Here is a 21663-nt window from a genome sequence, read left to right on the forward strand (position 1 = left end):
GCCTCGTTGTGCCAGCGGGCAGCCAACCCCGCCTGATAGCGTTCGCCTGTCGCTGAACGGAAAATGTCTTCTGTACTGATTCATCACCCAACAACCTGAGAGTTAACGCATGACTGCAAAATTCTTTGCCATTCTGACCAATCAGGGGGCCGCGAAGCTGGCGAACGCCGCGTCGCTTGGCACAAAGCTAAACCTTACGCAGATGGCGCTCGGCGACGCCAACGGCGTACTGCCTACGCCCGATGCGGCGCAAACTCAGCTGATTAACCAGAAGCGTATTGCTCCGCTAAACCGCCTCTCTGTTGATCCGAATAACACCAATCAGATCATTGCCGAACAGGTGATCCCGGAAAACGAAGGCGGCTTCTGGATCCGCGAAATTGGCCTTTACGATGATGACGGCGTGCTGATTGCCATTGCCAACTGCCCGGAAACCTACAAGCCGTTGTTGCAGGAAGGCAGCGGCCGCACGCAGACGATTCGCATGGCGCTGATTGTTTCATCGACCGCCGCCGTGACGCTGAAAATTGACCCATCGGTGGTGCTGGCCACGCGTAAATACGTCGATGATAAAATTATCGAAGTAAAGGCCTATTCGGACAATCTGCTGAAACAGCATGTCGCCGCTGCCAATCCGCATCCGCAATATGCGCCACTTGCCAGCCCGGTATTTAGCGGTGTGCCTACCGCTCCGGATACGCATATCGGCAACTATGGCCAGCAAATCGCCAACACAAAGTTTGTTCATGATGTACTGAATGATGACAACTACATCCTGCCCGTAGGAAGTGTTGTTGCCTGGCCTCAGGCGACGCCGCCATTAGGGTGGTTTACATGTAATGGCGCGGCGTTTGATAAAGCCAAATATCCCAAACTGGCGCTGGCGTACCCATCCGGTGTTCTTCCCGATCTGCGCGGCGAGTTTATTCGCGGCTGGGATGATGAGCGCGGGCTGGATGCCGGACGAGTGCTGCTTTCGGCGCAGTCCGATGAATTGAGAGCGCATAACCACCGGTTTATTAACGAATACGCTACGCCGACCGTAAGAATTATTGCTTACACAGATGAAAACAGTGAAAACGCAGATACTACCGTCAGTATTGGCAAGCGGGCATGGACCTATATCTGGATGGAAAATACCGGTGGCGCGGAAACTCGCCCGCATAACATCGCATTTAACTACATTGTGAGGGCTGCATAATGACGCAAGCGACACTGAATCAGAACCTGATGGCCACCGTTGCCGGGGAGCAAACCGTCTATAACTTCGCAGCCGATACGCGCGAATATCGTTCGACCTCGGTGGAATATCTGGCAATCGGCGTTGGCATTCCCGCAAACGCTGCCATTGATGCGCCGCTCGCGGTGAAAAGTGGTTTTGCGGTTTGCCGTAAGGCAGATTTGAGCGGCTGGGAATACGTTGCCGATCACCGCGGCGAAACGGTTTATGAGATCGCCAGCGGCAAGCAGAAGCAACTGGATAAACTGGGTGATTACCCGGCAGACGTTACACCCCTTGCGCCAGCGACCGCTTATGATAAATGGGACGGCAGCAAATGGGTAACCGATAGCGCCGCACAGCAGTCAGCGCTTGTCACCGGGGCGGAACAGAAAAAAACGCAACTGCTCAACGAAGCCAAAAACACCATCAGCCTGTGGCAGACTGAGTTGCAGCTCGGCATTATCAGCGATGACGACAAAGCCCGGCTGATTGCCTGGTTGCAATACATCAAGCTGCTCCAGGCGGTGGATACCGCAACGGCACCGGATATCAACTGGCCGCAACAGCCGCAATAACACCAGACGGGCTCCGGCCCGTTTTTTCATTTGCAGTTGTCCTGCCTTCAAACCAACCACATGCAATAGCTCTGTTTATGCGCTCACCGGAAAATAGTGCCCACGTTTCCGTAACTGAGAGTGAACGCATGACCGCGAAATATTACGCCATTCTGACCAACCAGGGCGCGGCGAAGCTGGCAGCAGCCACCGCGCTTGGCACACAAATCCATATCACACAAATGGCCGTCGGCGACGGTAATGGCAGCCTGCCAACGCCCGACGCCACACAAACCCAACTGCTCAACCAGAAGCGCATCGGTGCGGTGAACACCCTCACTGTCGATGCGGCCAACGCAAATCAGATCATTGCCGAACAGGTGATTCCGGAAAATGAAGGGGGCTACTGGATCCGCGAAATGGGGCTTTTTGATGACGATGGGGTGCTGATTGCCATTGCCAACTGCCCGGAAACGTACAAGCCGTTGTTACAGGAAGGCAGCGGCCGCACGCAAACCATTCGCATGACGCTGATTGTTTCGTCAACGGCGGCGGTGACGCTGAAAATCGACCCGTCGGTGGTGCTCGCGACGCGTAAATATGTCGACGATAAAGTGATTGAGGTAAAAGCGTATGCCGATCACTTACTGACCGCACATCTTGCCGCTACTGATCCACACCCGCAATACCTGCAAATCGCCGATATTGCAAAGTTTACGCCTGTCGGCGTACCGCTACCTTTTCCTTCAGCGACGCCGCCGACAGGGTGGCTCAAATGTAATGGTGCCGAGTTTGATAAGGCGAAATACCCGGGGCTCGCCACAGTATTTCCGTCTGGATATGTACCTGATTTGCGTGGTGAGTTTATTCGCGGCTGGGATGATGGGCGAGGTGTTGATCCTGGACGGACACTTCTGAATTTACAGAGTTTCGCTACGCAACAACACACTCACACTATTGCGACGCAAGGTGCGAGCGCAGGCACAGTCTGGGGGCCAATTGATTCCACCAATTACTCTGCGACAAATGGCGATGCTGCTGTCGGCAACGGCACGTCAAGCGGAGTATGGGCAACGCTTAATTCTACCGCTGGTACCATCGGTGCATTCGCTACTGAAACACGTCCGCGCAACATCGCATTTAACTACATAGTGAGGGCTGCATAATGACGCAAGCGACACTGAATCAGAACCTGATGGCCACCGTTGCCGGGGAGCAAACCGTCTATAACTTCACTGCCGATACGCGCGAATATCGTTCGACCTCGGCGGAGTACCTGGCTGTCGGCGTTGGCATTCCGGCAAACGCCGCCATTGATGCGCCGCTCGCGGTGAAAAGTGGTTTTGCGGTTTGCCGTAAGGCAGATTTTAGCGGCTGGGAATACGTTGCAGATCATCGCAGCGAAACGGTTTATAACATCGCCAGCGGCAAGCAGACGCAACTGGATAAACTGGGTGATTACCCGGCAGACGTTACGCCGCTTGCACCAGCGACCGCTTACGATCAATGGGACGGCAGCAAATGGGTAACCGATAGCGCCGCACAGCAGTCAGCGCTTGTCACCGGGGCGGAACAGAAAAAAACGCAACTGCTCAACGAAGCCAAAAACACCATCAGCCTGTGGCAGACCGAGTTGCAGCTCGGCGTCATCAGCGATGACGATAAAGCCCGGCTGATTGCCTGGTTGCAGTACATCAAGCTGCTCCAGGCGGTGGATACCGCAACGGCACCGGATATCAACTGGCCGCAACAGCCGCAATAACACCAGACGGGCTACGGCTCATTTTTTGTTGCCCGGTTGTACTGCCCGCAAGCCAACCACACGCAATAGCTCTGCTTGTGCGCTCACCGGAAAATAGTGCCTACCTTTCCGATAACTGAGAGTGAACGCATGACCGCGAAATATTACGCCATTCTGACCAACCAGGGCGCGGCGAAACTGGCAGCAGCCACCGCCCGTGGCACGCAAATCCATATCACGCAAATGGCCGTCGGGGATGGCAATGGCGCGCTGCCAGTGCCAGACGCCACCCAGACCCAGCTGCTGAACCAGAAGCGTATCGGCGCAGTGAATACGCTCACTGTCGATGCCGACAACCCCAACCAGATAATTGCCCAGCAGGTGATCCCGGAAAATGAAGGGGGTTTCTGGATCCGCGAGTTAGGGCTTTTTGATGACGAAGGCACGCTGATTGCCATCGCAAACTGCCCGGAAACCTATAAACCGCTTTTACAAGAGGGAAGCGGGCGTACGCAAACCATTCGCATGTCGCTGATTGCCTCGTCCACCGCCGCCGTCACGCTGAAAATCGACCCATCGGTGGTGCTGGCGACACGCAAATATGTCGATGATAAGGTTATTGAGGTAAAAGCCTATTCCGACGAGCTGATGAAACAACACCTTTCATCAGCGAACCCTCACGTTCAATATCTGCTGACTAGCAACGCCTTAAAAGAACTGCAATCGGCGGGGCTTGTTGCTGAGGCTCTCAAAAATCTTGGTTTGGGAGAGGCAGCAAAACAGGGAGTAGCAACAAATGCCCAAATGGTGGCAGGAACCGCCACAAATCTTTTGCCGAGTGTTGCAACAGTAATGAGCCTTTTCAGCAAGCGCTCATATTCAGCCAATGATTTTATCCGCATCCCTGATGTACCAGGTGGATTAATTATTCAGTGGGGAACGGTTATATCTGGCAATTTTGGTGATACCCCATGGACATATCCAACACCTTTTCCTAATGCCCGTCTGGGAGTATGGGGAGCCTTCCACCGGATGGGGACGAGTGGTAGTGATTATCCGACGATATCGTTTAACAACATATCTGATCCAACACCAAAATCGCTGAGTAATTTTATGTTGCGCATTAGCGGTAATGGCGGCGCGGGTTACACGGCTTTCGTTTTCGCAATAGGATATTAATTATGACTAAAGCTTATTTTTCACCCTCACTAAAGTCATTTATTCCAATTACATGGAAAAATGACGGAACCTACAGCGATGAAGACTGGCCTGCTGATGCATTTATTGCAACCGATCAAGAAATTACTATCTACTGGAAACAAACTCCACCTCCCGGGAAATTAATGGGTGTGGCAGGCGGCAGACCTGCGTGGGTAGATGAACCAGCCCCGACTCGGGAACAAATTATTGAGCAGGCAAATTCCCAACAGTCATCACTCATACAGAAAGCGTCAAGCAAAATCAGCATCCTCCAGGATGCCGTCGATCTCGGAATGGCTACCACAGAGGAAACCGATACATTGACCGCATTGAAAGAATATCGGGTGTTATTGATGAGAATAGACACATCAAAAGTGCCCGATATTGAATGGCCTGTCCTGCCAGGCGCTCAGGCCAGTTGATATCAGACGCAGTGGAGGTTACAACGCCCTTCACCGCTTTGATGCATTTTATCCAGGCAGTTACGGGGTGATTGTTATCGGGGTGTATACATGCAAGAAAATATTCGGTCGTGAATAGGATATGCAGGATACCCCCACCTTCTGCCCCAATAACGAATATCCCCTGGCCGGAAAAACTGCAATAACAAATAACATCCAACGGGCTCCGGCCCGTTTTTTTTTGTCTACCGTGTTGTTTCATCCCCACGCCAACCCCGACAAATAGCGCGTTAGCGCTGCGTTCGGGAAAATAGCTCTCACCCCAACACCACGGAGTTAAACGGATGAGTGACTACCATCATGGCGTTCAGGTCGTTGAAATTAACGACGGCACACGCGTCATTTCCACTGTCTCAACCGCCATCGTCGGCATGGTTTGTACGGCCAGCGACGCCGATGCGGCAACCTTTCCACTGAATGAACCGGTGCTTATCACCAACGTGCAAAGCGCCATCGCCAAAGCGGGCACCAAAGGTACGCTGGCATCGTCCTTACAGGCGATTGCCGATCAGGCGAAACCGGTGATCGTTGTAGTACGTGTCGCGGAAGGTAGCGGCGACGATGCCCAGGCGCAGACGATTTCCAACATCATCGGCACTACCGATGCCAACGGGAAATACACCGGCCTGAAAGCGCTGCTGACCGCTGAAGCGGTGACTGGCGTGAAACCGCGTATTCTTGGCGTGCCGGGTTACGACACCCAGGAAGTCGCAACAGCGCTGGCACCCGTCTGCCAGAAGCTGCGTGCTTTCGGTTACGTCAGCGCGTGGGGCTGCAAAACCATTTCGGAAGCCATTAAGTACCGCGAGAACTTCAGCCAGCGCGAGCTGATGGTGATTTGGCCGGACTTCCTCGCCTGGGATACCGTCGCCAACGCCAGCGCCACGGCGTATGCCACCGCGCGAGCGCTCGGCCTGCGCGCTTATATCGACCAGTCTGTTGGCTGGCACAAAACCCTGTCTAACGTTGGCGTTAATGGCGTGACCGGCATCAGCACCCCGGTGTTCTGGGATTTGCAGGAATCCGGCACCGATGCGGATCTGCTCAACCAGGCCGGCGTCACCACGCTGATTCGTAAAGATGGCTTCCGTTTATGGGGCAACCGCACCTGCTCGGATGATCCGCTGTTCCTGTTTGAAAACTATACCCGTACTGCGCAGGTTATTGCCGACACCATGGCCGATGCGCATATGTGGGCGGTGGACAAACCGATTACCGCGACGCTTATCCGCGACATCATCGATGGCATTAACGCGAAATTCCGCGAGCTGAAAAGTAACGGTTACATCGTCGATGCGACCTGCTGGTTCGATGAATCCGCGAACGACGCCGAAACCCTGAAAGCCGGGAAACTGTATATCGATTACGACTATACGCCGGTCCCGCCACTGGAAAACCTGACCTTACGCCAGCGCATCACCGATAAGTACCTGGCGAACCTGGTCTCCTCGGTTAACAGCAATTAAGGAGCCTGATAAATGGCAATGCCACGAAAACTGAAATATATGAACGTGTTCCTCAATGGCTACAGCTACCAGGGTGTCGCCAAATCCATCACGCTGCCAAAGCTGACCCGCAAGCTGGAAAACTACCGCGGTGCAGGCATGAATGGCGTCGCGCCAATTGATATGGGTCTTGATGAAGAGGCGATGTCAATGGAGTGGTCGTTGGGCGGCTTCCCGGATGAAGCTATCTGGGAACTGTATGGCGCCACCAGCGCCGACGCGGTGCCGATCCGTTTTGCCGGTTCTTACCAGCGCGATGACACCGGGGAAACAGTGGCAGTGGAAGTGGTGATGCGTGGTCGCCAGAAAGAGATCGACACTGGCGAAAACAAGCCAGGTGAAGATACGGAATCCAAAATCTCCGTGATTTGCACCTACTTCAAACTGACCATTGATGGCAAGGAGCTGGTGGAGATCGACACCGTCAACATGGTTGAAAAAGTGAACGGCGTCGACCGTCTCGAACAGCACCGCCGCAATATCGGCCTGTAATGCCCCACCCGGTCAGCCTGGCTGGCCGGGTTTTCCCCCGTAAAAGCAACGAGGATCGTATGAGCCACGAAACTGATAACGTCATTACCCTGCAAACCCCGATTAAACGCGGCGAGCAGTTGATCAACTCCCTTACGCTGATGAAACCGAATGCCGGTACGCTGCGCGGCCTGAGCCTGGCCGCGGTGGCAAACGCTGAAGTGGACGCGCTGATTAAAGTGCTGCCGCGCATCACCTCCCCTTCACTTACCGAGCAGGAAGTGGGTGCGCTGGATCTGGCCGATATGGTGGCGCTGGCGGGCAAGGTGGTCGGTTTTTTGTCACCAGCTTCGGGACAGTAAATTTTCCGGCCAGGCTGTCGGTTGACGATCTGATGGCGGATATCGCGGTGATCTTCCACTGGCCGCCATCAGAACTCTATCCCCTGAGTCTGAGCGAACTCATCACCTGGCGCGAAAAAGCGCTGCAGCGAAGCGGAAACACATATGAGTAACAGCGTAAATATCGAGGCCCTGCTCGCTGCTGTTGATCAGGCGAAGCGGCCCTTTCAAACCCTGCAGACGGCAAATGTATCGCTGGCTGACGGTATCAAAGAGACGGAAAAAAACCTGCGCGGCCTGTATAGCCAGGCTGCGCAGATTGACGGATTTACCCGCACACAAAGCGCGCTTAACGGCGTTAGCCAGCAGCTAAAGATCGCCAAAGCGAGCACGCAGGCGCTGGCCTTCGAACTGAAAAAAATCGATAACCCCAGTGAAGCGCAGATAACCGCGCTGGATAAGGCGCGCGCCAACGTGAGCGCGCTGAAACAGCAGCACGACAGTTTACGCCAGTCGGTGAAAAACCAACGGCAAACATTGCAACAAGCGGGGATCAGTACCCGTGCGCCTGCAACAGCGAAACAACGCCTGCAGCAGAACATCAGCAACGCTACCGAACAGCTGTCGAGCCAACAGCAAGCACTAAAGCAGGAGAACCGCCAGCAGCGGCAGGTGAAAATCAAAGAGAGCCAGCAATCGATTCTGGGCGTGGCGGGGAAAGTATCCGCCGTCGGCAAGACCGGGATGTCGATAGCGACCACCGGATTTAATCTTGGCAAAAAATTACTGCAGCCGGGATATGACGCGTCGCTGCAAACGCATTCAGCCGTGCCACCTGCAACACCGGGCAGCGCTGTTGCAACTCTGCAAACTCACACCGCAGCGCCGGGAACCGCGACCGCAAGCCAGCAGCAGAGCGCGGGGAGCCTCGCACCGACTGTCGCCGTCCGAAACAATAGTACCGGCGCTCCTGCTCCGGCGGCTGCGATACAGAATAATGTCGGCAACCTTGGCACGGATTTAGCGGCGCTACAGGCGGCTTATCAATCCCTGAGCGTGAATATTTTCGCCACTCAGGAGTCGTCGCTGCGCATGCTGGTTCAGACCGCGACCGGTTATCTCGGGCAGCTCCAGCAATGGGTGCAAAACAATCAAGGGCTGGTGCAGAGCTTTGGTCTGATAGCGACGGTGATCGTCGGCGTCGCCGGGGCAATCGGCACTGTCGCAAGCGTGATTGCGCCGGTCTTTACAGGGATCAGCACGCTTATCACCATTGCCACGACTTTTGGCAGCGTGTTTACCACGGTTTGTGGCGGGATCATGGCAGTTATCGGCGGACTTACCTGGCCAATTGTTGCCGTGGTAGCCGCCATCGCCGCTGGCGCCGCGCTGATTTATAAATACTGGGAGCCCATTAGCGCCTTTTTTAGCGGCGTGATTGAGGGGATCGTCGCGGCATTTGCCCCGATTGCCGAAATGTTTGCGCCATTACAGCCGGTTTTCGATGCCATTGGCAGTGCGCTGCAAAAGGTGAAAGACACTTTCATCGCGCTGCTGACGCCAATCAAGGCCAGCGAGGAGACGCTCACACAATTCGGCAACCTCGGGCAGAGTGTCGGTAAAATGCTTGTTAATGCATTCACCTGGCCACTGAACCTCTTCCGTTCACTGAGCGAGAGCGCGACGGGGTTGCTGGAGACGCTGGGCATTATCGATAAAAAACCCGCACTGGTGCTCAAACCGTCGATCGAGCAACCCGCCACAGGAGGGGTCTCCAGCTATATCCAGCCCACCAGTTCGCAGCCGGGGTATAACGCTTACCAGGTGGCGCGCCCGTCAACAGGCGGCTCTTACCTCGACCAAAGCCGTACGGAATATAACGTCACGCTGCAGGGTGATGTCACGCCGGGCAGCAACAACGAACGTTATTTGCAGGATCTGTTCCGCCAGGATGCCGACAACCGGCGCAACAACGCCTTATCCCAATTCAACCCGTAAGGAGAGTTCGCATTATGATGCTGGCATTGGGGCTTTTTGTTTTCATGCGGCAGACGCTGCCGTTCCAGAATATGGATCGTACCTCAGCGTTTAACTGGAAGAACAACGCGCGCGTAGGTAAGCGCGCGGCGTTCCAGTACCTCGGTCCTGGGGAAGAAACCATTGATATCACTGGCGCGCTCTACCCGGAACTGACTGGCGGTGTGCTGTCGCTCGCGGCGGTCCGGCTGATGGCCGATCAAGGTCGTTCGTGGCCGCTTATTGACGGAACTGGAATGATTTATGGCATGTATGTCATAAGCAGCGTCATCGAAAAAGGTTCTGAGTTTTACAGCGACGGTTCACCGCGCAAAATCAATTTCACCCTGAAACTCACGCGTGTTGATGAATCTCTGGTCGCCCTGGCGGGCGACCTTCAGGAGCAGGGGGAACAACTGCTCAGGAGCGCGACGAATATGCTGGGGAACTTGTGATGATTGACGTACTCACCCAGGATTTGGGGCGAACGAGTGTCCCCCTGTTTACGCTGAAGCTAAAGCAGAAACAGCACGATCCGCAGCAAGCGCAAAAACAGGAAGCAAAAGACATTACCTACGATATCGCGCCTCGCCTGATAGCGTTGACTGTCACCGATAATCGAGGGTTTGAGGCCGATACACTAACGCTAACGCTGGATGATGCCGACGGGAAAATCCAGATGCCGCAGCGCGGTAATGAGGTAAGTGTCGCCATTGGTCGGCTAGGAGAACTGCTCACCAATATGGGCACGTTTACCATCGATCAGGTGACGCACCGAGGTACGCCGGACCAGGTGGTTGTTACCGGCCGCAGCGTCGATTTTCGCGGCAATATGAATAGCCCAAAAGAGTGGTCATGGCATGACACAACGCTTGGCGAAGTTGTCAAAGATATCGCCTGGCGTAATTCGCTGAGCGCCAGTATCGCGCCAGCGCTGGCAAATATAAAAATCGCCCATATCGACCAGTCTAATGAGTCCGACATTGGCTTTCTAACCCGGCTGGCAACTCGCAACGGTGCCGAAATCGCCGTGAAATCAGGTACGCTGATTTTCCTTGTTCCGGGCATGTGCGTTCGGGGCGGCAAGGTTGTTCCTTCTGTAACAATCACCCGCAGCGATGGCGACTCGCACGAGTTTACCCTTGCCGATCGCGTAGCTTACAGCGGTGTGGTTGCCCACTGGCAAGATACCAGAACGCCAAATGCACAGACGAAGCAGATAAAACTGACGCGCAAAGCCGCCACAACCAGCAATGCAAAGCCTGAAGCGACGGATTACACCGCTGGCTCAAAAGATAATATCTATACCCTACCGACGACGTACGCTTCTAAAGATGAAGCCATGCGGGCTGCAGAGGCGCAGTGGCAAGACATCCAGCGCAACGCGGCGAAATTTACGCTCACTCTTGCTCAGGGGCGCACCGATATCTCCGCAGAAAGCCCTGTGTATGTTTCAGGTTTTAAAGATGCGATCAACAACACGCCATGGGTAATCAAAAAAGTGACACATGGCATTGATAGCAATGGTTTTATTAGCAAACTGGAGCTGGAGGTTCGGGTTGACGGCGTTGAATATGAAGCACAGGAATAGCGTCAAATGCATTCTTTAGCTTGCATTTGCAAGTTAAAGGGATAATATAGCTGGCATATACACGAGGGAGAAACCACCATGATGCATTGCCCGGTATGCCAACAAGCGGCGCACGCGCGCTCCAGCCGCTATCTCAGTTCTGAAACCAAAGAGCGCTACCATCAGTGCCAGAATATTCACTGTGGTTGTACGTTCGTCACCCATGAGTCGCTGGCGCGTTATATTGTCCGCCCGCCGGCACTGCAAGTGAGCGCGTCGCATGCCGGGAAATAATCCGGCGAAGATACTCAAAAGCCTGCGCCAGCAGGTTTTTTATTTCTGTATCGATAGCGGGCAATGAAAAAATTACGTGGGCAATGTCAGGTAACAGAGCATAACAACCGCTGATACAGAAAGCGCCCGGACGTCGGCCTGAAGTAAAACCAGGTGTCTGCCAGTTCGGCGAGGAGTAAATTCAAAGACAATGATGCGAAACCAGAATGTGTTGTCGTGCGTATCTACAGGACGCAGTTTTAAATTCGCAATCAAAGGCTTAATAAAGATCGCTGCCTGTTGTGAACGATTTAAATCTCAAAGCAATAAGGCAAAACCTGATGCTTATCACCGCCGCAAGAGGTGGTTTTCAGGCAGGCATAAAAAAAGGGGTTGGCATTACGCCAACCCCTTGTTTCATAACACGCTTTGGATGTAGCGTGTGCGCTATCTTAGTTAAGACGCTCTTTGATACGAGCAGACTTACCAGTACGCTCACGCAGGTAGTACAGTTTAGCTTTACGAACGGCACCACGACGTTTGACAGAGATGCTGTCAACTACCGGAGAGTGAGTCTGGAAGACACGCTCAACGCCTTCGCCGTTGGAAATTTTACGAACAGTGAATGCAGAGTGCAGACCGCGGTTACGAATAGCGATAACCACGCCCTCGAATGCCTGCAGACGTTTTTTGGAACCTTCAACAACCCATACTTTCACTTCCACGGTGTCACCCGGACGGAAGGAAGGTACGTCCTGCTTCATCTGCTCTTGTTCAAGTTGCTTAATAATGTTGCTCATAATTTAATCTCTTATCCTGGGTAAACTGATATTCGGGTGGTTTCTTAAACCAACCCATCATGTTTCTGTTGCTGTTGCGCGTGTTCACGTTGGAACTCCGCCAGCAACCTTGCTTGCTCTTCAGTCAGAGCCAGGTTTTCCAGAAGTTCAGGTCTTCTAAGCCAGGTTCGGCCCAGCGACTGCTTCAAACGCCAGCGACGTATCTCGGCATGGTTCCCCGACAGTAATACCGCCGGTACTTCCATCCCTTCTAACACTTCAGGTCGGGTATAGTGTGGGCAGTCCAGCAACCCATCGGCAAAAGAATCTTCCGTTGCCGAAGCTTCATGGCCCAGTACCCCCGGAATAAACCGGGAAACCGAGTCAATCAGCGTCATCGCTGGTAACTCACCACCGCTGAGAACGTAATCGCCGATAGACCATTCTTCGTCAATCTCGGTTTGGATTACGCGCTCATCTATCCCTTCGTAGCGACCGCACACCAGAATCAGTTTCTGATTCGTTGCCAGTTCGCTGACGCCCGCTTGATCAAGCTTGCGCCCCTGAGGCGACAGATAAATCACTTTGGCGCCTTCGCCCGCCGCGGCTTTTGCTGCATGAATGGCGTCCCGTAACGGGTTCACCATCATTAACATCCCCGGTCCGCCGCCGTAAGGACGGTCGTCCACGGTACGGTGCCGGTCGTGAGCGAAATCACGCGGACTCCAGCTCTGGATGCTCAGCAGGCCATTTTTTACTGCCCGGCCAGTTACCCCGTAGTCGGTAATCGCGCGGAACATTTCAGGAAACAGGCTAATTATGCCAATCCACATAGCGCCGTCTTTTACCGTATATCCGGAGGTTCAAAAACCAGGATCCCAATCTACTTCAATGGTTTGAGTAGTGAGATCGACTTTCTTGATAACCTGCCCATCGAGGAACGGAACCAACCGCTCCTTGATACCAAATGCATCTTTCAGGTTTGCCTTGATGACGAGAACGTCATTCGACCCGGTTTCCATCATATCGACGACTTTACCGAGGCTGTAACCTTCAGTAGTCACTACCTGGCAGCCCATCAGGTCTTTCCAGTAGTAGTCACCCTCTTCCAGTTCCGGCAACTGCGCGGAATCAACGACAATTTCACAATTGGTCAGAAGATTCGCGGTATCTCTGTCATCAACACCTTTCAGTTTGATGACGATGTCCTGATTGTGGTAGCGCCAGCTTTCCAGCTCAATGCTCTGCCACTGACCCGCCTTCTGGATAAACCAGGGCTGATAGTCAAAAATGCTTTCGGCGTCTTCGGTGGAGGAAAACACTCTGAGCCAACCACGAATTCCGTAAGAAGACCCCAGCTTGCCGACGATAATTGGCTCAACAGGGACCGGTGCGGCTTGTTGCTTGCTCATCATGACCACCGTGACAGATTAAGCTGCTTTCTGTGCTTCTTTGATCAGCGCGGAAACGCGATCGGAAACGGTAGCGCCCTGGCCAACCCAGTGCTGAATACGATCCAGATCCAGGCGGGTGCCTTCTTCTTTCTCGGAAGCGATCGGGTTGAAGAAACCAACGCGCTCAATGAAGCGACCGTTGCGTGCATTGCGGCTGTCAGTAACAACAACCTGGTAGAACGGACGCTTTTTAGCGCCGTGACGAGCTAAACGAATAGTTACCATAACATCCTCTTGTGTGAATAAAACACCAGGCCCCATCGAGGAACGGAGCCCGGTGTCATATTAAAAGCCCGAAAATTTTACTCATTTTTTGCTAAAAAGCAATCGACAGTTACGAAACTGTGAGGAGTGAGGCCGTTGGCGTTGCAGCCAGTTTGGCGTCGGCGTGCGCGCAAAAAGCGGAGCGTACACGGAGTACGTGAGCATTTCGAGCACACCCCGGCGTCAAAATGGCCAATAAGCCAGGCCGATATTATCTACCCGGGAAACCAGGCGGCATCATCCCTTTCATGCCCCGCATCATCTTCGCCATCCCGCCCTTCTTCATTTTCTTCATCATGCGCTGCATGTCGTCGAATTGTTTGAGCAGACGGTTCACATCCTGCACCTGCATGCCGCAGCCGGCGGCGATACGGCGTTTACGCGAACCTTTGATGATGTCCGGATTGGCGCGTTCTTTCAGCGTCATGGAATTAATGATCGCTTCCATACGCACCAGCACTTTGTCGTCCATTTGCGCTTTAACGTTGTCCGGGATTTGCCCCATGCCCGGCAGCTTGCCCATCAGGCTTGCCATGCCGCCCATGTTTTTCATCTGGCGCAATTGTTCAAGGAAGTCGGTCAGATCGAATCCGTCGCCCTTCTTCAGCTTATTCGCCAGCTTTTCAGCCTGCGCGCGGTCAACTTTGCTTTCGATATCTTCGATAAGCGACAACACATCGCCCATGCCGAGAATGCGCGAGGCGATACGATCCGGGTGGAACGGCTCCAGCGCTTCGGTTTTCTCGCCGACACCGAGGAATTTAATCGGCTTGCCGGTGATATGGCGAATGGAGAGCGCCGCGCCACCGCGCGCATCACCGTCCACTTTGGTCAGCACCACGCCGGTCAGCGGCAGCGCTTCATTAAACGCTTTGGCGGTATTCGCGGCATCCTGACCGGTCATGGCGTCGACGACAAACAGGGTTTCTACCGGCTTTATAGCCGCGTGAACCTGTTTGATCTCATCCATCATTGCTTCGTCGACATGCAGACGACCGGCGGTATCCACCAGCAGCACATCGTAGAATTTCAGCTTCGCTTCTTTCAGCGCGGCGTTAACAATGTCGACCGGCTTTTGCGCGACGTCAGAAGGGAAGAAATCGACTTCAACCTGCTGCGCCAGCGTCTCCAGCTGTTTGATCGCCGCCGGACGGTAAACGTCGGCAGAAACGACCATCACTTTTTTCTTGTGCTTTTCGCGCAGGAACTTACCGAGCTTACCGACGCTGGTGGTTTTACCCGCACCTTGCAGACCCGCCATCAGCACTACCGCCGGCGGCTGCGCGGCGAGGTTCAGGCTCTGGTTCTCTTCGCCCATCGCCGCAACCAGTTCGTTGCGCACGATTTTGACGAACTCCTGGCCTGGCGTCAGGCTCTTGTTCACTTCATGACCAACCGCCTTCTCTTTTACGCGGTTGATAAAATCACGCACCACCGGCAGCGCAACGTCCGCTTCCAGCAGCGCCATACGCACTTCGCGCAGGGTATCTTTGATGTTGTCTTCAGTGAGGCGTCCACGGCCACTGATATTGCGCAGGGTGCGCGACAAACGATCGGTTAAATTATCAAACATTGTCTCTCGCCTGAGGTGATACGATGGCCGCCAGCGCGACGCATAACAGAAATTTCCCGGAGTATAACATGAAGACATTGCTCCTGTATGTGATGCAACTGTTGGAGCCAACGTCACGTAACGTTATACTGCTTTCCTTTCTTCTTCAGTCAACTGCCGACATCCTATGCCCGTTTTTGCCCTGATCGCTCTTGTCGCCTACTCAATCAGCATTGCGCTGATCGTTCCCAGCCTGCTGCAAAAAAACAGCGGCTGGCGCAGAATGGCCATCCTTTCGGCGGTAATCGCACTTATTTGCCACGGTTTCGGCTTAAAAGAACGCCTGTTCCCGGGTGATGGCGGGCAGAACCTGAGTCTGCTGAACGTCGGTTCGCTGGTCAGTCTGATGATCTGTACGGTAATGACCATTGTGGCGTCGAAAAACCGCGGCTGGCTGCTGCTGCCAATTGTCTATACCTTCGCGTTAATCAACCTCGCTTTCGCCGTTTTTGTGCCCAATGAGTACATCACGCATCTGGAAGCCACGCCCGGCATGATGGTGCATATTGGGCTGTCGCTCTTTGCCTATGCCACACTGATCATTGCGGCAATGTACGCGCTGCAACTGGCCTGGATTGACTATCAACTGAAGAATAAACGGCTGGCGTTCAGCAACGAAATGCCGCCACTGATGGTGATTGAGCGCAAAATGTTCCATATCACTCAGGTTGGCGTTGTGCTGCTGACGCTGACGCTATGCACTGGCCTGTTCTTTATGCAGAACCTGTTCAGCATGGAAAATATCGACAAAGCGGTGCTCTCAATCATCGCCTGGTTTGTCTACATTGTTCTGCTGTGGGGCCATTACCACGAGGGCTGGCGCGGCCGCAGGGTCGTCTGGTTCAACGTTGCAGGTGCGGGAATTTTAACGCTGGCCTATTTTGGCAGCCGCATTCTGCAGCAGTTCGCGAGCTAAACACAAAGGAGTTCCCCCTGGAACACATCTCCACCACGACGCTGATTATTACGCTAATCATCATGGTCGTGGTTTCGGCCTATTTTTCCGGTTCCGAAACCGGAATGATGACACTCAACCGCTACCGCTTGCGCCACTTAGCCAAGCAGGGTAACCGCGCGGCAAAACGCGTAGAAAAGCTGCTGCGTAAACCCGATCGACTGATAAGCCTGGTGCTGATTGGTAACAACCTCGTCAATATTCTGGCGTCGGCAATTGGCACCATTGTTGGCATGCGCCTGTACGGCAATGCTGGCGTCGCTATCGCCACCGGCGTGCTGACCTTTGTGGTGCTAGTATTCGCCGAAGTCCTGCCAAAAACCATCGCCGCGCTCTACCCGGAAAAAGTGGCCTTCCCCAGCAGTTTCCTGCTCGCGCCGCTGCAAGTCATCATGATGCCGCTGGTGTGGTTGCTTAACGGCGTGACGCGCGTGCTGATGCGCATGGTGGGTATTAAAGCGGATGTGGTGGTCAGCGGCGCGCTCAGCAAAGATGAGCTGCGCACTATTGTGAACGAATCGCGCTCGCAAATTTCCCGCCGCAACCAGGACATGTTGCTGTCGATTCTCGATCTGGAAAAAGTCAGCGTTAACGACATCATGGTGCCGCGCAACGAAATTGTCGGCATTGATATCAACGACGACTGGAAAGCCATTGTTCGCCAGCTCACGCACTCGCCGCATGGCCGCATTGTGCTCTACCGTGATTCGCTGGACGACGCCATCAGCATGCTGCGCGTGCGCGAAGCCTACCGGTTGATGACGGAAAAAAACGAGTTCACCAAAGAGGTGATGCTGCGCGCCGCCGATGAAATCTACTATGTCCCGGAAGGCACGCCGCTGAGCGTGCAACTGGTGAAATTCCAGCGCAATAAAAAGAAAGTCGGCCTGGTGGTCGATGAGTATGGCGATATTCAGGGGCTGGTGACGGTCGAGGATATTCTGGAAGAGATAGTCGGTGACTTTACCACCTCCATGTCGCCTGCGCTGGCAGATGAAGCCACGCCGCAAAATGACGGTTCGGTGATCATCGACGGCAGCGCCAACGTACGCGAACTGAATAAAGCCTTTAACTGGCGCTTACCGGAAGATGAAGCCCGCACCATTAACGGCATGCTGCTGGAGGCGCTGGAAGAGATCCCGGCGGTGGGTACACGTGTTCGTATCGAGCAGTACGACATCGATATTCTTGACGTGCAGGACAATATGATTAAGCAGGTTCAGGTGATCCCGGTGAAAGCGCTGCGGGAAAGCGTCGCTGAATAAGCGAAAAAAAGCCCTCTCCGGGCGGAGAGGGCTTTATCTGAAAGGGTTACGCCTTCGCTTTAGCAACGGTCACCATCGCAGCGCGAATGGTGCGGCCATTTAAGGTGTAACCTTTTTGCATCACGCCCAGCACCTTACCGGCGGCAATCTCTTCAGATTCCACCATGGCAATCGCCTGATGCACGTTTGGATCCAGCGGAACGTCGGTTTCAGCAATCACTTCCACGCCGAATTTCTTCACCACATCCAGCATGTTTTTCAGCGTCAGTTCAATGCCTTCAACCATCGGTGCCATCTCGGCGTTGTCTTTGTCCGCCACTTCCAGTGCACGATCCAGGCTATCGATAACCGGCAGCAGTTCATTGATGAACTTCTCCAGCGCGAATTTATGCGCTTTCTCGATATCCTGTTCGGTACGGCGACGCAGGTTTTCCATTTCCGCTTTAACGCGTAAAACAGTTTCGCGCTCGCGGTTTTCCGCTTCAGCTAACTGCGCTTCAAGGTTCGCAATTTTCTCATCGCGCGGATCCACCTGCCCAGCAGAATCGTCAGACTCAACAACTGCCTCAACTTCGTCGTGCTGTTCCATGATAATTTCTTCCGGGGCTTGCCCGTCAGGCGTTTTCTGTTCTTTACTACTCATGAATTTCTCCGCGTTTTTTTGCATTCATCTCGCTAACCTGCATTATTATGGGGATCCGTTTCCGGGATTCAAGGGAACGTGACAGATTGTCATCATTTCATTCGCCACAAGGACCTCCAGAAAATGACCCATCATTTCAAGTGTATTGGTATTGTCGGGCATCCACGGCACCCTACCGCACTGACCACACATGAAATGTTATATCGCTGGTTAAGCGCCAAAGGTTATGACGTCATTGTCGAACAACAGATTGCCCAGGAATTGCAGCTCAATCATGTGAAAACCGGTACGCTGGCAGAAATCGGTCAACAAGCCGATCTCGCGGTGGTTGTCGGCGGCGACGGCAATATGCTGGGCGCGGCGCGCACGCTGGCGCGCTATGATATCAAGGTTATTGGGATTAACCGCGGCAACCTCGGCTTCCTCACCGATCTCGATCCCGACAACGCGCAGCAGCAGCTCGCCGACGTGCTGGAAGGTCATTATATCGCTGAAAAACGTTTTCTGCTGGAAGTGCAGGTCTGCCAGCAAGAGTGCCAGAAGCGCATCAGTACCGCGATCAACGAAGTGGTGCTGCACCCGGGCAAAGTTGCCCATATGATAGAATTTGAAGTCTATATCGACGAAGTTTTTGCCTTTTCCCAGCGTTCCGACGGGCTGATTATCTCGACACCTACCGGTTCCACCGCCTATTCACTCTCCGCCGGTGGGCCAATTCTGACGCCATCGCTGGATGCTATCACGCTGGTACCGATGTTCCCGCACACGTTGTCTGCGCGCCCGCTGGTAATAAACAGCAGCAGCACCATTCGCCTGCGTTTTTCTCATCGCCGAAGCGATCTGGAAGTGAGCTGCGATAGTCAAATCGCCCTGCCGATTCAGGAAGGCGAAGATGTGTTAATCCGCCGTTGCGACTATCACCTCAACCTTATTCACCCAAAAGATTACAGCTATTTCAATACGTTAAGCTCTAAACTCGGCTGGTCAAAAAAATTGTTCTAAAAATCATCGCACAACGCTTTACTGTATATAAAACCAGTTTATACTGTACGTAAACACAGTTATGGTTTTTCATACAGGAAAGCAACCATGTTGGCACAACTGACCATCAGTAATTTTGCTATCGTTCGTGAGCTCGAGATTGATTTTCACAGCGGGATGACAGCTATTACCGGCGAAACCGGGGCGGGTAAATCGATTGCCATTGATGCGCTCGGGCTATGCCTCGGCGGACGTGCGGAAGCCGACATGGTACGCGCAGGCGCGCCGCGCGCCGACCTGTGCGCCCGCTTCGCACTAAAAGATACTCCCGCCGCCCAACGCTGGCTCGAAGAGAACCAGCTCGAAGATGGACGTGAGTGTTTACTTCGCCGTGTGATCAGCAGTGACGGGCGTTCCCGTGGTTTTATCAACGGCACGGCGGTACCGCTTTCCCAGCTACGTGAACTGGGCCAGTTGCTCATTCAGATCCACGGTCAGCACGCGCATCAGCTCCTCATTAAGCCCGAGCAGCAGAAAAACCTGCTCGACGGCTACGCCGGTGAGTATGCGCTCACTCTGCAAATGACCGAACACTACCGTGCCTGGCATCAAAGCTGCCGCGAGCTGGCTCAGCATCAACAGCAAAGCCAGGAGCGCGCCGCCCGCGCAGAGCTTTTGCACTATCAATTGAAAGAGCTGAATGAATTTAACCCGCAGCCAGGCGAATTCGAGCAGATTGATGAAGAGTACAAACGCCTCGCCAACAGCGGGCAGCTGCTATCTACCAGCCAGCATGCGCTGAACGTGCTGGCAGACGGGGAAGAGGCCAATCTGCAAAGTCAGCTCTATACCGCCCGTCAGTTGCTTGGCGAACTGGCAGATATGGACACTCGTCTCTCTGGCGTGCTGGATATGCTCGAAGAAGCTGCCATTCAGATTAGCGAAGCCAGCGATGAGCTTCGCCATTACTGCGACCGCTTAGATCTCGATCCGAACCGCCTGTACGAGCTGGAACAGCGTATCTCACGGCAGATTTCGCTGGCGCGCAAACATCACATCAGCCCGGAAGAGTTGCCTCAATTCCACCAGTCGCTGCTTGATGAGCAGCAACTGCTCGACGATCAGGCTGATTCCCAGGAAACCCTGGCGCTGGCTGTCACGCAGCACCATCAGCTCGCGCTGGCGACCGCCCAGCAGTTGCATGATCAGCGCGTGAAATATGCGCAGGAACTTGGCGAATTAATTACCGAAAGCATGCATGCGCTCTCCATGCCGCATGGCGTGTTTACCATTGATGTTGCGTTTGATGCCCACTCGCTGACAGCTGAAGGTGCCGATCGCATTGAATTTCGTGTGACCACCAATCCCGGCCAGCCGTTGCAATCAATCGCCAAAGTCGCCTCCGGTGGTGAACTGTCGCGTATTGCGCTGGCTATCCAGGTGATCACCGCACGGAAGATGGAAACCCCGGCGCTGATTTTCGATGAAGTCGACGTTGGCATCAGCGGCCCGACGGCCGTTGTTGTAGGCAAGCTGCTGCGCCAGTTGGGCGAATCCACGCAGGTAATGTGCGTAACACACCTGCCGCAGGTTGCCGGTTGTGGCCATCATCACTTCTTTGTCAGCAAAGAAACGGATGGTGCAATGACCGAAACGCATATGCAGCCGCTGGATAAACGCGCCCGTTTGCAGGAGCTGGCACGCCTGCTTGGCGGTAGTGAAGTGACCCGCAACGCACTGGCGAACGCCAAAGAGCTGCTGGCAGCGTAAACTTTTTTGTAATATGACAGTCTGAGTTCTCGACAAAATCGACAACAGACCCGCCGGCAAAGGTTTTAAACTGGCGAAAGGTCTATTATCATCGGCATATTACATATGAGCCACGTATTGTTCGGGCCGAAAAGGAATCAAATCACTATGCGCTGTAAAATGCTGACTGCTGCCGCAGCGGTTCTTCTGATGTTGACCGCAGGTTGCTCTACCGTAGAACGCGTGGTTTACCGTCCTGATATCAATCAGGGGAACTACCTGACGCCAAACGATGTTTCTAAAATCCGCGTAGGTATGACGCAACAGCAGGTTGCTTATGCACTGGGTACGCCGATGATGACCGATCCGTTTGGCAGTAACACCTGGTTCTACGTGTTCCGCCAGCAGCCGGGCCATGAGGATGTTTCGCAGCAAACCCTGACGCTGACTTTCAGCAGCAACGGCGTATTGACCAATATGGATAATAAACCTGCGCTAACCAAAGGCTAAGGTTGCAGAAATGCAAAAAGGTGCTCAATGAGCACCTTTTTTGTTTAAGCCACTTATGTTGGCTCTTTTCCCGTCGTGTTCGGTTTTTTCGTTTCCA

At 53.8% G+C, this 21663-nt stretch carries 25 protein-coding genes; 19 read left to right on the plus strand and 6 right to left on the minus strand.

Features of this window, described 5'->3' with window-relative positions:
- Positions 1-109: 109 nt before the first annotated feature.
- From ACFX4U_RS22995 to ACFX4U_RS23060, 14 genes are all read left to right on the plus strand, one after another.
- Positions 110-1201: a phage tail protein gene (locus ACFX4U_RS22995; protein ID WP_313508390.1), complete on the plus strand. Its 1092-nt coding sequence runs from the start codon at positions 110-112 to the stop codon at positions 1199-1201.
- Positions 1201-1797 carry a tail fiber assembly protein gene (locus ACFX4U_RS23000; protein WP_349350489.1) on the plus strand — a complete coding sequence of 199 codons (597 nt, stop codon included), beginning with the start codon at positions 1201-1203 and terminating at the stop codon, positions 1795-1797. The genes ACFX4U_RS22995 and ACFX4U_RS23000 overlap by 1 nt, the downstream gene beginning before the upstream one ends.
- Before the next feature lie 128 nt (positions 1798-1925).
- Positions 1926-2942, plus strand: a complete 1017-nt coding sequence (locus ACFX4U_RS23005; protein ID WP_313508389.1) for a phage tail protein — start codon at positions 1926-1928, stop codon at positions 2940-2942.
- The gene (locus tag ACFX4U_RS23010; protein WP_349350488.1) at positions 2942-3538 is read left to right on the plus strand and encodes a tail fiber assembly protein; all 597 of its coding nucleotides are present in this window, start codon (positions 2942-2944) and stop codon (positions 3536-3538) included. Before ACFX4U_RS23005 ends, ACFX4U_RS23010 begins: the two co-directional genes overlap by 1 nt.
- A gap of 129 nt (positions 3539-3667) precedes the next feature.
- Entirely contained in the window at positions 3668-4696 is a 1029-nt protein-coding gene (locus tag ACFX4U_RS23015; protein ID WP_313508385.1) for a phage tail protein, read from the plus strand.
- 2 nt (positions 4697-4698) lie between these two features.
- A complete protein-coding gene (locus ACFX4U_RS23020; RefSeq protein WP_313508384.1) occupies positions 4699-5139 on the plus strand; it encodes a tail fiber assembly protein in 441 nt (146 codons plus the stop codon).
- Positions 5140-5462: 323 nt separating this feature from the next.
- The gene (locus tag ACFX4U_RS23025) at positions 5463-6644 is read left to right on the plus strand and encodes a phage tail sheath protein (protein WP_313508383.1); all 1182 of its coding nucleotides are present in this window, start codon (positions 5463-5465) and stop codon (positions 6642-6644) included.
- 12 nt (positions 6645-6656) lie between these two features.
- Positions 6657-7175, plus strand: a complete 519-nt coding sequence (locus ACFX4U_RS23030; protein ID WP_086873819.1) for a phage major tail tube protein — start codon at positions 6657-6659, stop codon at positions 7173-7175.
- Between the two features lie 59 nt (positions 7176-7234).
- Positions 7235-7516 (plus strand): phage tail assembly protein, encoded by a 282-nt coding sequence (locus ACFX4U_RS23035; protein WP_020454794.1) that lies wholly within the window; start codon positions 7235-7237, stop codon positions 7514-7516.
- A gap of 32 nt (positions 7517-7548) precedes the next feature.
- Entirely contained in the window at positions 7549-7668 is a 120-nt protein-coding gene (locus tag ACFX4U_RS23040; protein ID WP_017459930.1) for a GpE family phage tail protein, read from the plus strand.
- A complete protein-coding gene (locus ACFX4U_RS23045) occupies positions 7661-9493 on the plus strand; it encodes a phage tail tape measure protein (RefSeq protein WP_313508379.1) in 1833 nt (610 codons plus the stop codon). Before ACFX4U_RS23040 ends, ACFX4U_RS23045 begins: the two co-directional genes overlap by 8 nt.
- Before the next feature lie 14 nt (positions 9494-9507).
- Entirely contained in the window at positions 9508-9966 is a 459-nt protein-coding gene (locus ACFX4U_RS23050) for a phage tail protein (protein ID WP_313508378.1), read from the plus strand.
- Entirely contained in the window at positions 9966-11102 is a 1137-nt protein-coding gene (locus ACFX4U_RS23055) for a contractile injection system protein, VgrG/Pvc8 family (RefSeq protein ID WP_313508376.1), read from the plus strand. Before ACFX4U_RS23050 ends, ACFX4U_RS23055 begins: the two co-directional genes overlap by 1 nt.
- A 78-nt stretch (positions 11103-11180) precedes the next feature.
- Positions 11181-11375, plus strand: coding sequence for an ogr/Delta-like zinc finger family protein (locus tag ACFX4U_RS23060; protein WP_017459926.1), 195 nt, complete (start codon positions 11181-11183; stop codon positions 11373-11375).
- A gap of 431 nt (positions 11376-11806) precedes the next feature.
- Here the strand turns inward: ACFX4U_RS23060 and rplS are convergent, their stop codons facing one another.
- The 5 genes from rplS to ffh all read right to left on the minus strand — a co-directional run bounded on the left by rplS (position 11807) and on the right by ffh (position 15424).
- Positions 11807-12154: a 50S ribosomal protein L19 gene (gene rplS / locus ACFX4U_RS23065; protein ID WP_004104634.1), complete on the minus strand. Its 348-nt coding sequence runs from the start codon at positions 12152-12154 to the stop codon at positions 11807-11809.
- 44 nt (positions 12155-12198) lie between these two features.
- Positions 12199-12966: a tRNA (guanosine(37)-N1)-methyltransferase TrmD gene (trmD, locus tag ACFX4U_RS23070; protein ID WP_017459925.1), complete on the minus strand. Its 768-nt coding sequence runs from the start codon at positions 12964-12966 to the stop codon at positions 12199-12201.
- Between the two features lie 30 nt (positions 12967-12996).
- Positions 12997-13545 (minus strand): ribosome maturation factor RimM, encoded by a 549-nt coding sequence (gene rimM, locus ACFX4U_RS23075; protein ID WP_305735259.1) that lies wholly within the window; start codon positions 13543-13545, stop codon positions 12997-12999.
- Positions 13546-13563: 18 nt separating this feature from the next.
- Positions 13564-13812, minus strand: coding sequence for a 30S ribosomal protein S16 (gene rpsP / locus ACFX4U_RS23080; RefSeq protein ID WP_007370708.1), 249 nt, complete (start codon positions 13810-13812; stop codon positions 13564-13566).
- Between the two features lie 250 nt (positions 13813-14062).
- Positions 14063-15424: a signal recognition particle protein gene (gene ffh, locus ACFX4U_RS23085; RefSeq protein WP_200553573.1), complete on the minus strand. Its 1362-nt coding sequence runs from the start codon at positions 15422-15424 to the stop codon at positions 14063-14065.
- Between the two features lie 166 nt (positions 15425-15590).
- On the opposite strand from ffh, the gene ACFX4U_RS23090 reads away from it, so the two are divergent.
- Together ACFX4U_RS23090 and ACFX4U_RS23095 are read left to right on the plus strand one after the other, a co-directional pair.
- The gene (locus ACFX4U_RS23090) at positions 15591-16379 is read left to right on the plus strand and encodes an inner membrane protein YpjD (RefSeq protein ID WP_200553574.1); all 789 of its coding nucleotides are present in this window, start codon (positions 15591-15593) and stop codon (positions 16377-16379) included.
- Between the two features lie 17 nt (positions 16380-16396).
- The gene (locus tag ACFX4U_RS23095; RefSeq protein ID WP_025263874.1) at positions 16397-17683 is read left to right on the plus strand and encodes an HlyC/CorC family transporter; all 1287 of its coding nucleotides are present in this window, start codon (positions 16397-16399) and stop codon (positions 17681-17683) included.
- A 46-nt stretch (positions 17684-17729) separates the two neighbouring features.
- Here the strand turns inward: ACFX4U_RS23095 and grpE are convergent, their stop codons facing one another.
- A complete protein-coding gene (grpE, locus tag ACFX4U_RS23100; protein ID WP_305735258.1) occupies positions 17730-18326 on the minus strand; it encodes a nucleotide exchange factor GrpE in 597 nt (198 codons plus the stop codon).
- Between the two features lie 123 nt (positions 18327-18449).
- On the opposite strand from grpE, the gene nadK reads away from it, so the two are divergent.
- The 3 genes from nadK (at position 18450) to bamE (ending at position 21566) form a co-directional block, all read left to right on the plus strand.
- On the plus strand, positions 18450-19328 hold the full coding sequence (nadK, locus tag ACFX4U_RS23105) for an NAD(+) kinase (RefSeq protein WP_017459917.1): 879 nt from the start codon (positions 18450-18452) through the stop codon (positions 19326-19328).
- Positions 19329-19415: 87 nt separating this feature from the next.
- Positions 19416-21077: a DNA repair protein RecN gene (gene recN / locus ACFX4U_RS23110; protein ID WP_313508368.1), complete on the plus strand. Its 1662-nt coding sequence runs from the start codon at positions 19416-19418 to the stop codon at positions 21075-21077.
- A 147-nt stretch (positions 21078-21224) separates the two neighbouring features.
- On the plus strand, positions 21225-21566 hold the full coding sequence (bamE, locus tag ACFX4U_RS23115; protein ID WP_017459915.1) for an outer membrane protein assembly factor BamE: 342 nt from the start codon (positions 21225-21227) through the stop codon (positions 21564-21566).
- Positions 21567-21663: the final 97 nt, after the last annotated feature.

Origin of the sequence: Kosakonia sp. YIM B13588 (assembly GCF_042788165.1) — a bacterium.
Taxonomy (GTDB): Bacteria; Pseudomonadota; Gammaproteobacteria; order Enterobacterales; family Enterobacteriaceae; genus Kosakonia; species Kosakonia sacchari.

Bases quoted from the DNA above. Each gene is read 5' to 3' on its own strand.
- ACFX4U_RS23060 (WP_017459926.1), top strand. From the start codon at position 11,181: ATGATGCATTGCCCGGTATGCCAACAAGCGGCGCACGCGCGCTCCAGC.
- ACFX4U_RS23005 (WP_313508389.1), top strand. From the start codon at position 1,926: ATGACCGCGAAATATTACGCCATTCTGACCAACCAGGGCGCGGCGAAG.
- ACFX4U_RS23050 (WP_313508378.1), top strand. From the start codon at position 9,508: ATGATGCTGGCATTGGGGCTTTTTGTTTTCATGCGGCAGACGCTGCCG.
- ACFX4U_RS23010 (WP_349350488.1), top strand. From the start codon at position 2,942: ATGACGCAAGCGACACTGAATCAGAACCTGATGGCCACCGTTGCCGGG.
- grpE (WP_305735258.1), bottom strand. From the start codon at position 18,326: ATGAGTAGTAAAGAACAGAAAACGCCTGACGGGCAAGCCCCGGAAGAA.
- ACFX4U_RS23025 (WP_313508383.1), top strand. From the start codon at position 5,463: ATGAGTGACTACCATCATGGCGTTCAGGTCGTTGAAATTAACGACGGC.
- ACFX4U_RS23000 (WP_349350489.1), top strand. From the start codon at position 1,201: ATGACGCAAGCGACACTGAATCAGAACCTGATGGCCACCGTTGCCGGG.
- ACFX4U_RS23015 (WP_313508385.1), top strand. From the start codon at position 3,668: ATGACCGCGAAATATTACGCCATTCTGACCAACCAGGGCGCGGCGAAA.
- ACFX4U_RS23035 (WP_020454794.1), top strand. From the start codon at position 7,235: ATGAGCCACGAAACTGATAACGTCATTACCCTGCAAACCCCGATTAAA.
- ACFX4U_RS23090 (WP_200553574.1), top strand. From the start codon at position 15,591: ATGCCCGTTTTTGCCCTGATCGCTCTTGTCGCCTACTCAATCAGCATT.
- nadK (WP_017459917.1), top strand. From the start codon at position 18,450: ATGACCCATCATTTCAAGTGTATTGGTATTGTCGGGCATCCACGGCAC.
- rimM (WP_305735259.1), bottom strand. From the start codon at position 13,545: ATGAGCAAGCAACAAGCCGCACCGGTCCCTGTTGAGCCAATTATCGTC.
- ACFX4U_RS23020 (WP_313508384.1), top strand. From the start codon at position 4,699: ATGACTAAAGCTTATTTTTCACCCTCACTAAAGTCATTTATTCCAATT.
- rpsP (WP_007370708.1), bottom strand. From the start codon at position 13,812: ATGGTAACTATTCGTTTAGCTCGTCACGGCGCTAAAAAGCGTCCGTTC.
- bamE (WP_017459915.1), top strand. From the start codon at position 21,225: ATGCGCTGTAAAATGCTGACTGCTGCCGCAGCGGTTCTTCTGATGTTG.
- ACFX4U_RS23030 (WP_086873819.1), top strand. From the start codon at position 6,657: ATGGCAATGCCACGAAAACTGAAATATATGAACGTGTTCCTCAATGGC.
- ACFX4U_RS23045 (WP_313508379.1), top strand. From the start codon at position 7,661: ATGAGTAACAGCGTAAATATCGAGGCCCTGCTCGCTGCTGTTGATCAG.
- trmD (WP_017459925.1), bottom strand. From the start codon at position 12,966: ATGTGGATTGGCATAATTAGCCTGTTTCCTGAAATGTTCCGCGCGATT.
- rplS (WP_004104634.1), bottom strand. From the start codon at position 12,154: ATGAGCAACATTATTAAGCAACTTGAACAAGAGCAGATGAAGCAGGAC.
- ACFX4U_RS23040 (WP_017459930.1), top strand. From the start codon at position 7,549: ATGGCGGATATCGCGGTGATCTTCCACTGGCCGCCATCAGAACTCTAT.
- ACFX4U_RS23055 (WP_313508376.1), top strand. From the start codon at position 9,966: ATGATTGACGTACTCACCCAGGATTTGGGGCGAACGAGTGTCCCCCTG.
- ffh (WP_200553573.1), bottom strand. From the start codon at position 15,424: ATGTTTGATAATTTAACCGATCGTTTGTCGCGCACCCTGCGCAATATC.
- recN (WP_313508368.1), top strand. From the start codon at position 19,416: ATGTTGGCACAACTGACCATCAGTAATTTTGCTATCGTTCGTGAGCTC.
- ACFX4U_RS22995 (WP_313508390.1), top strand. From the start codon at position 110: ATGACTGCAAAATTCTTTGCCATTCTGACCAATCAGGGGGCCGCGAAG.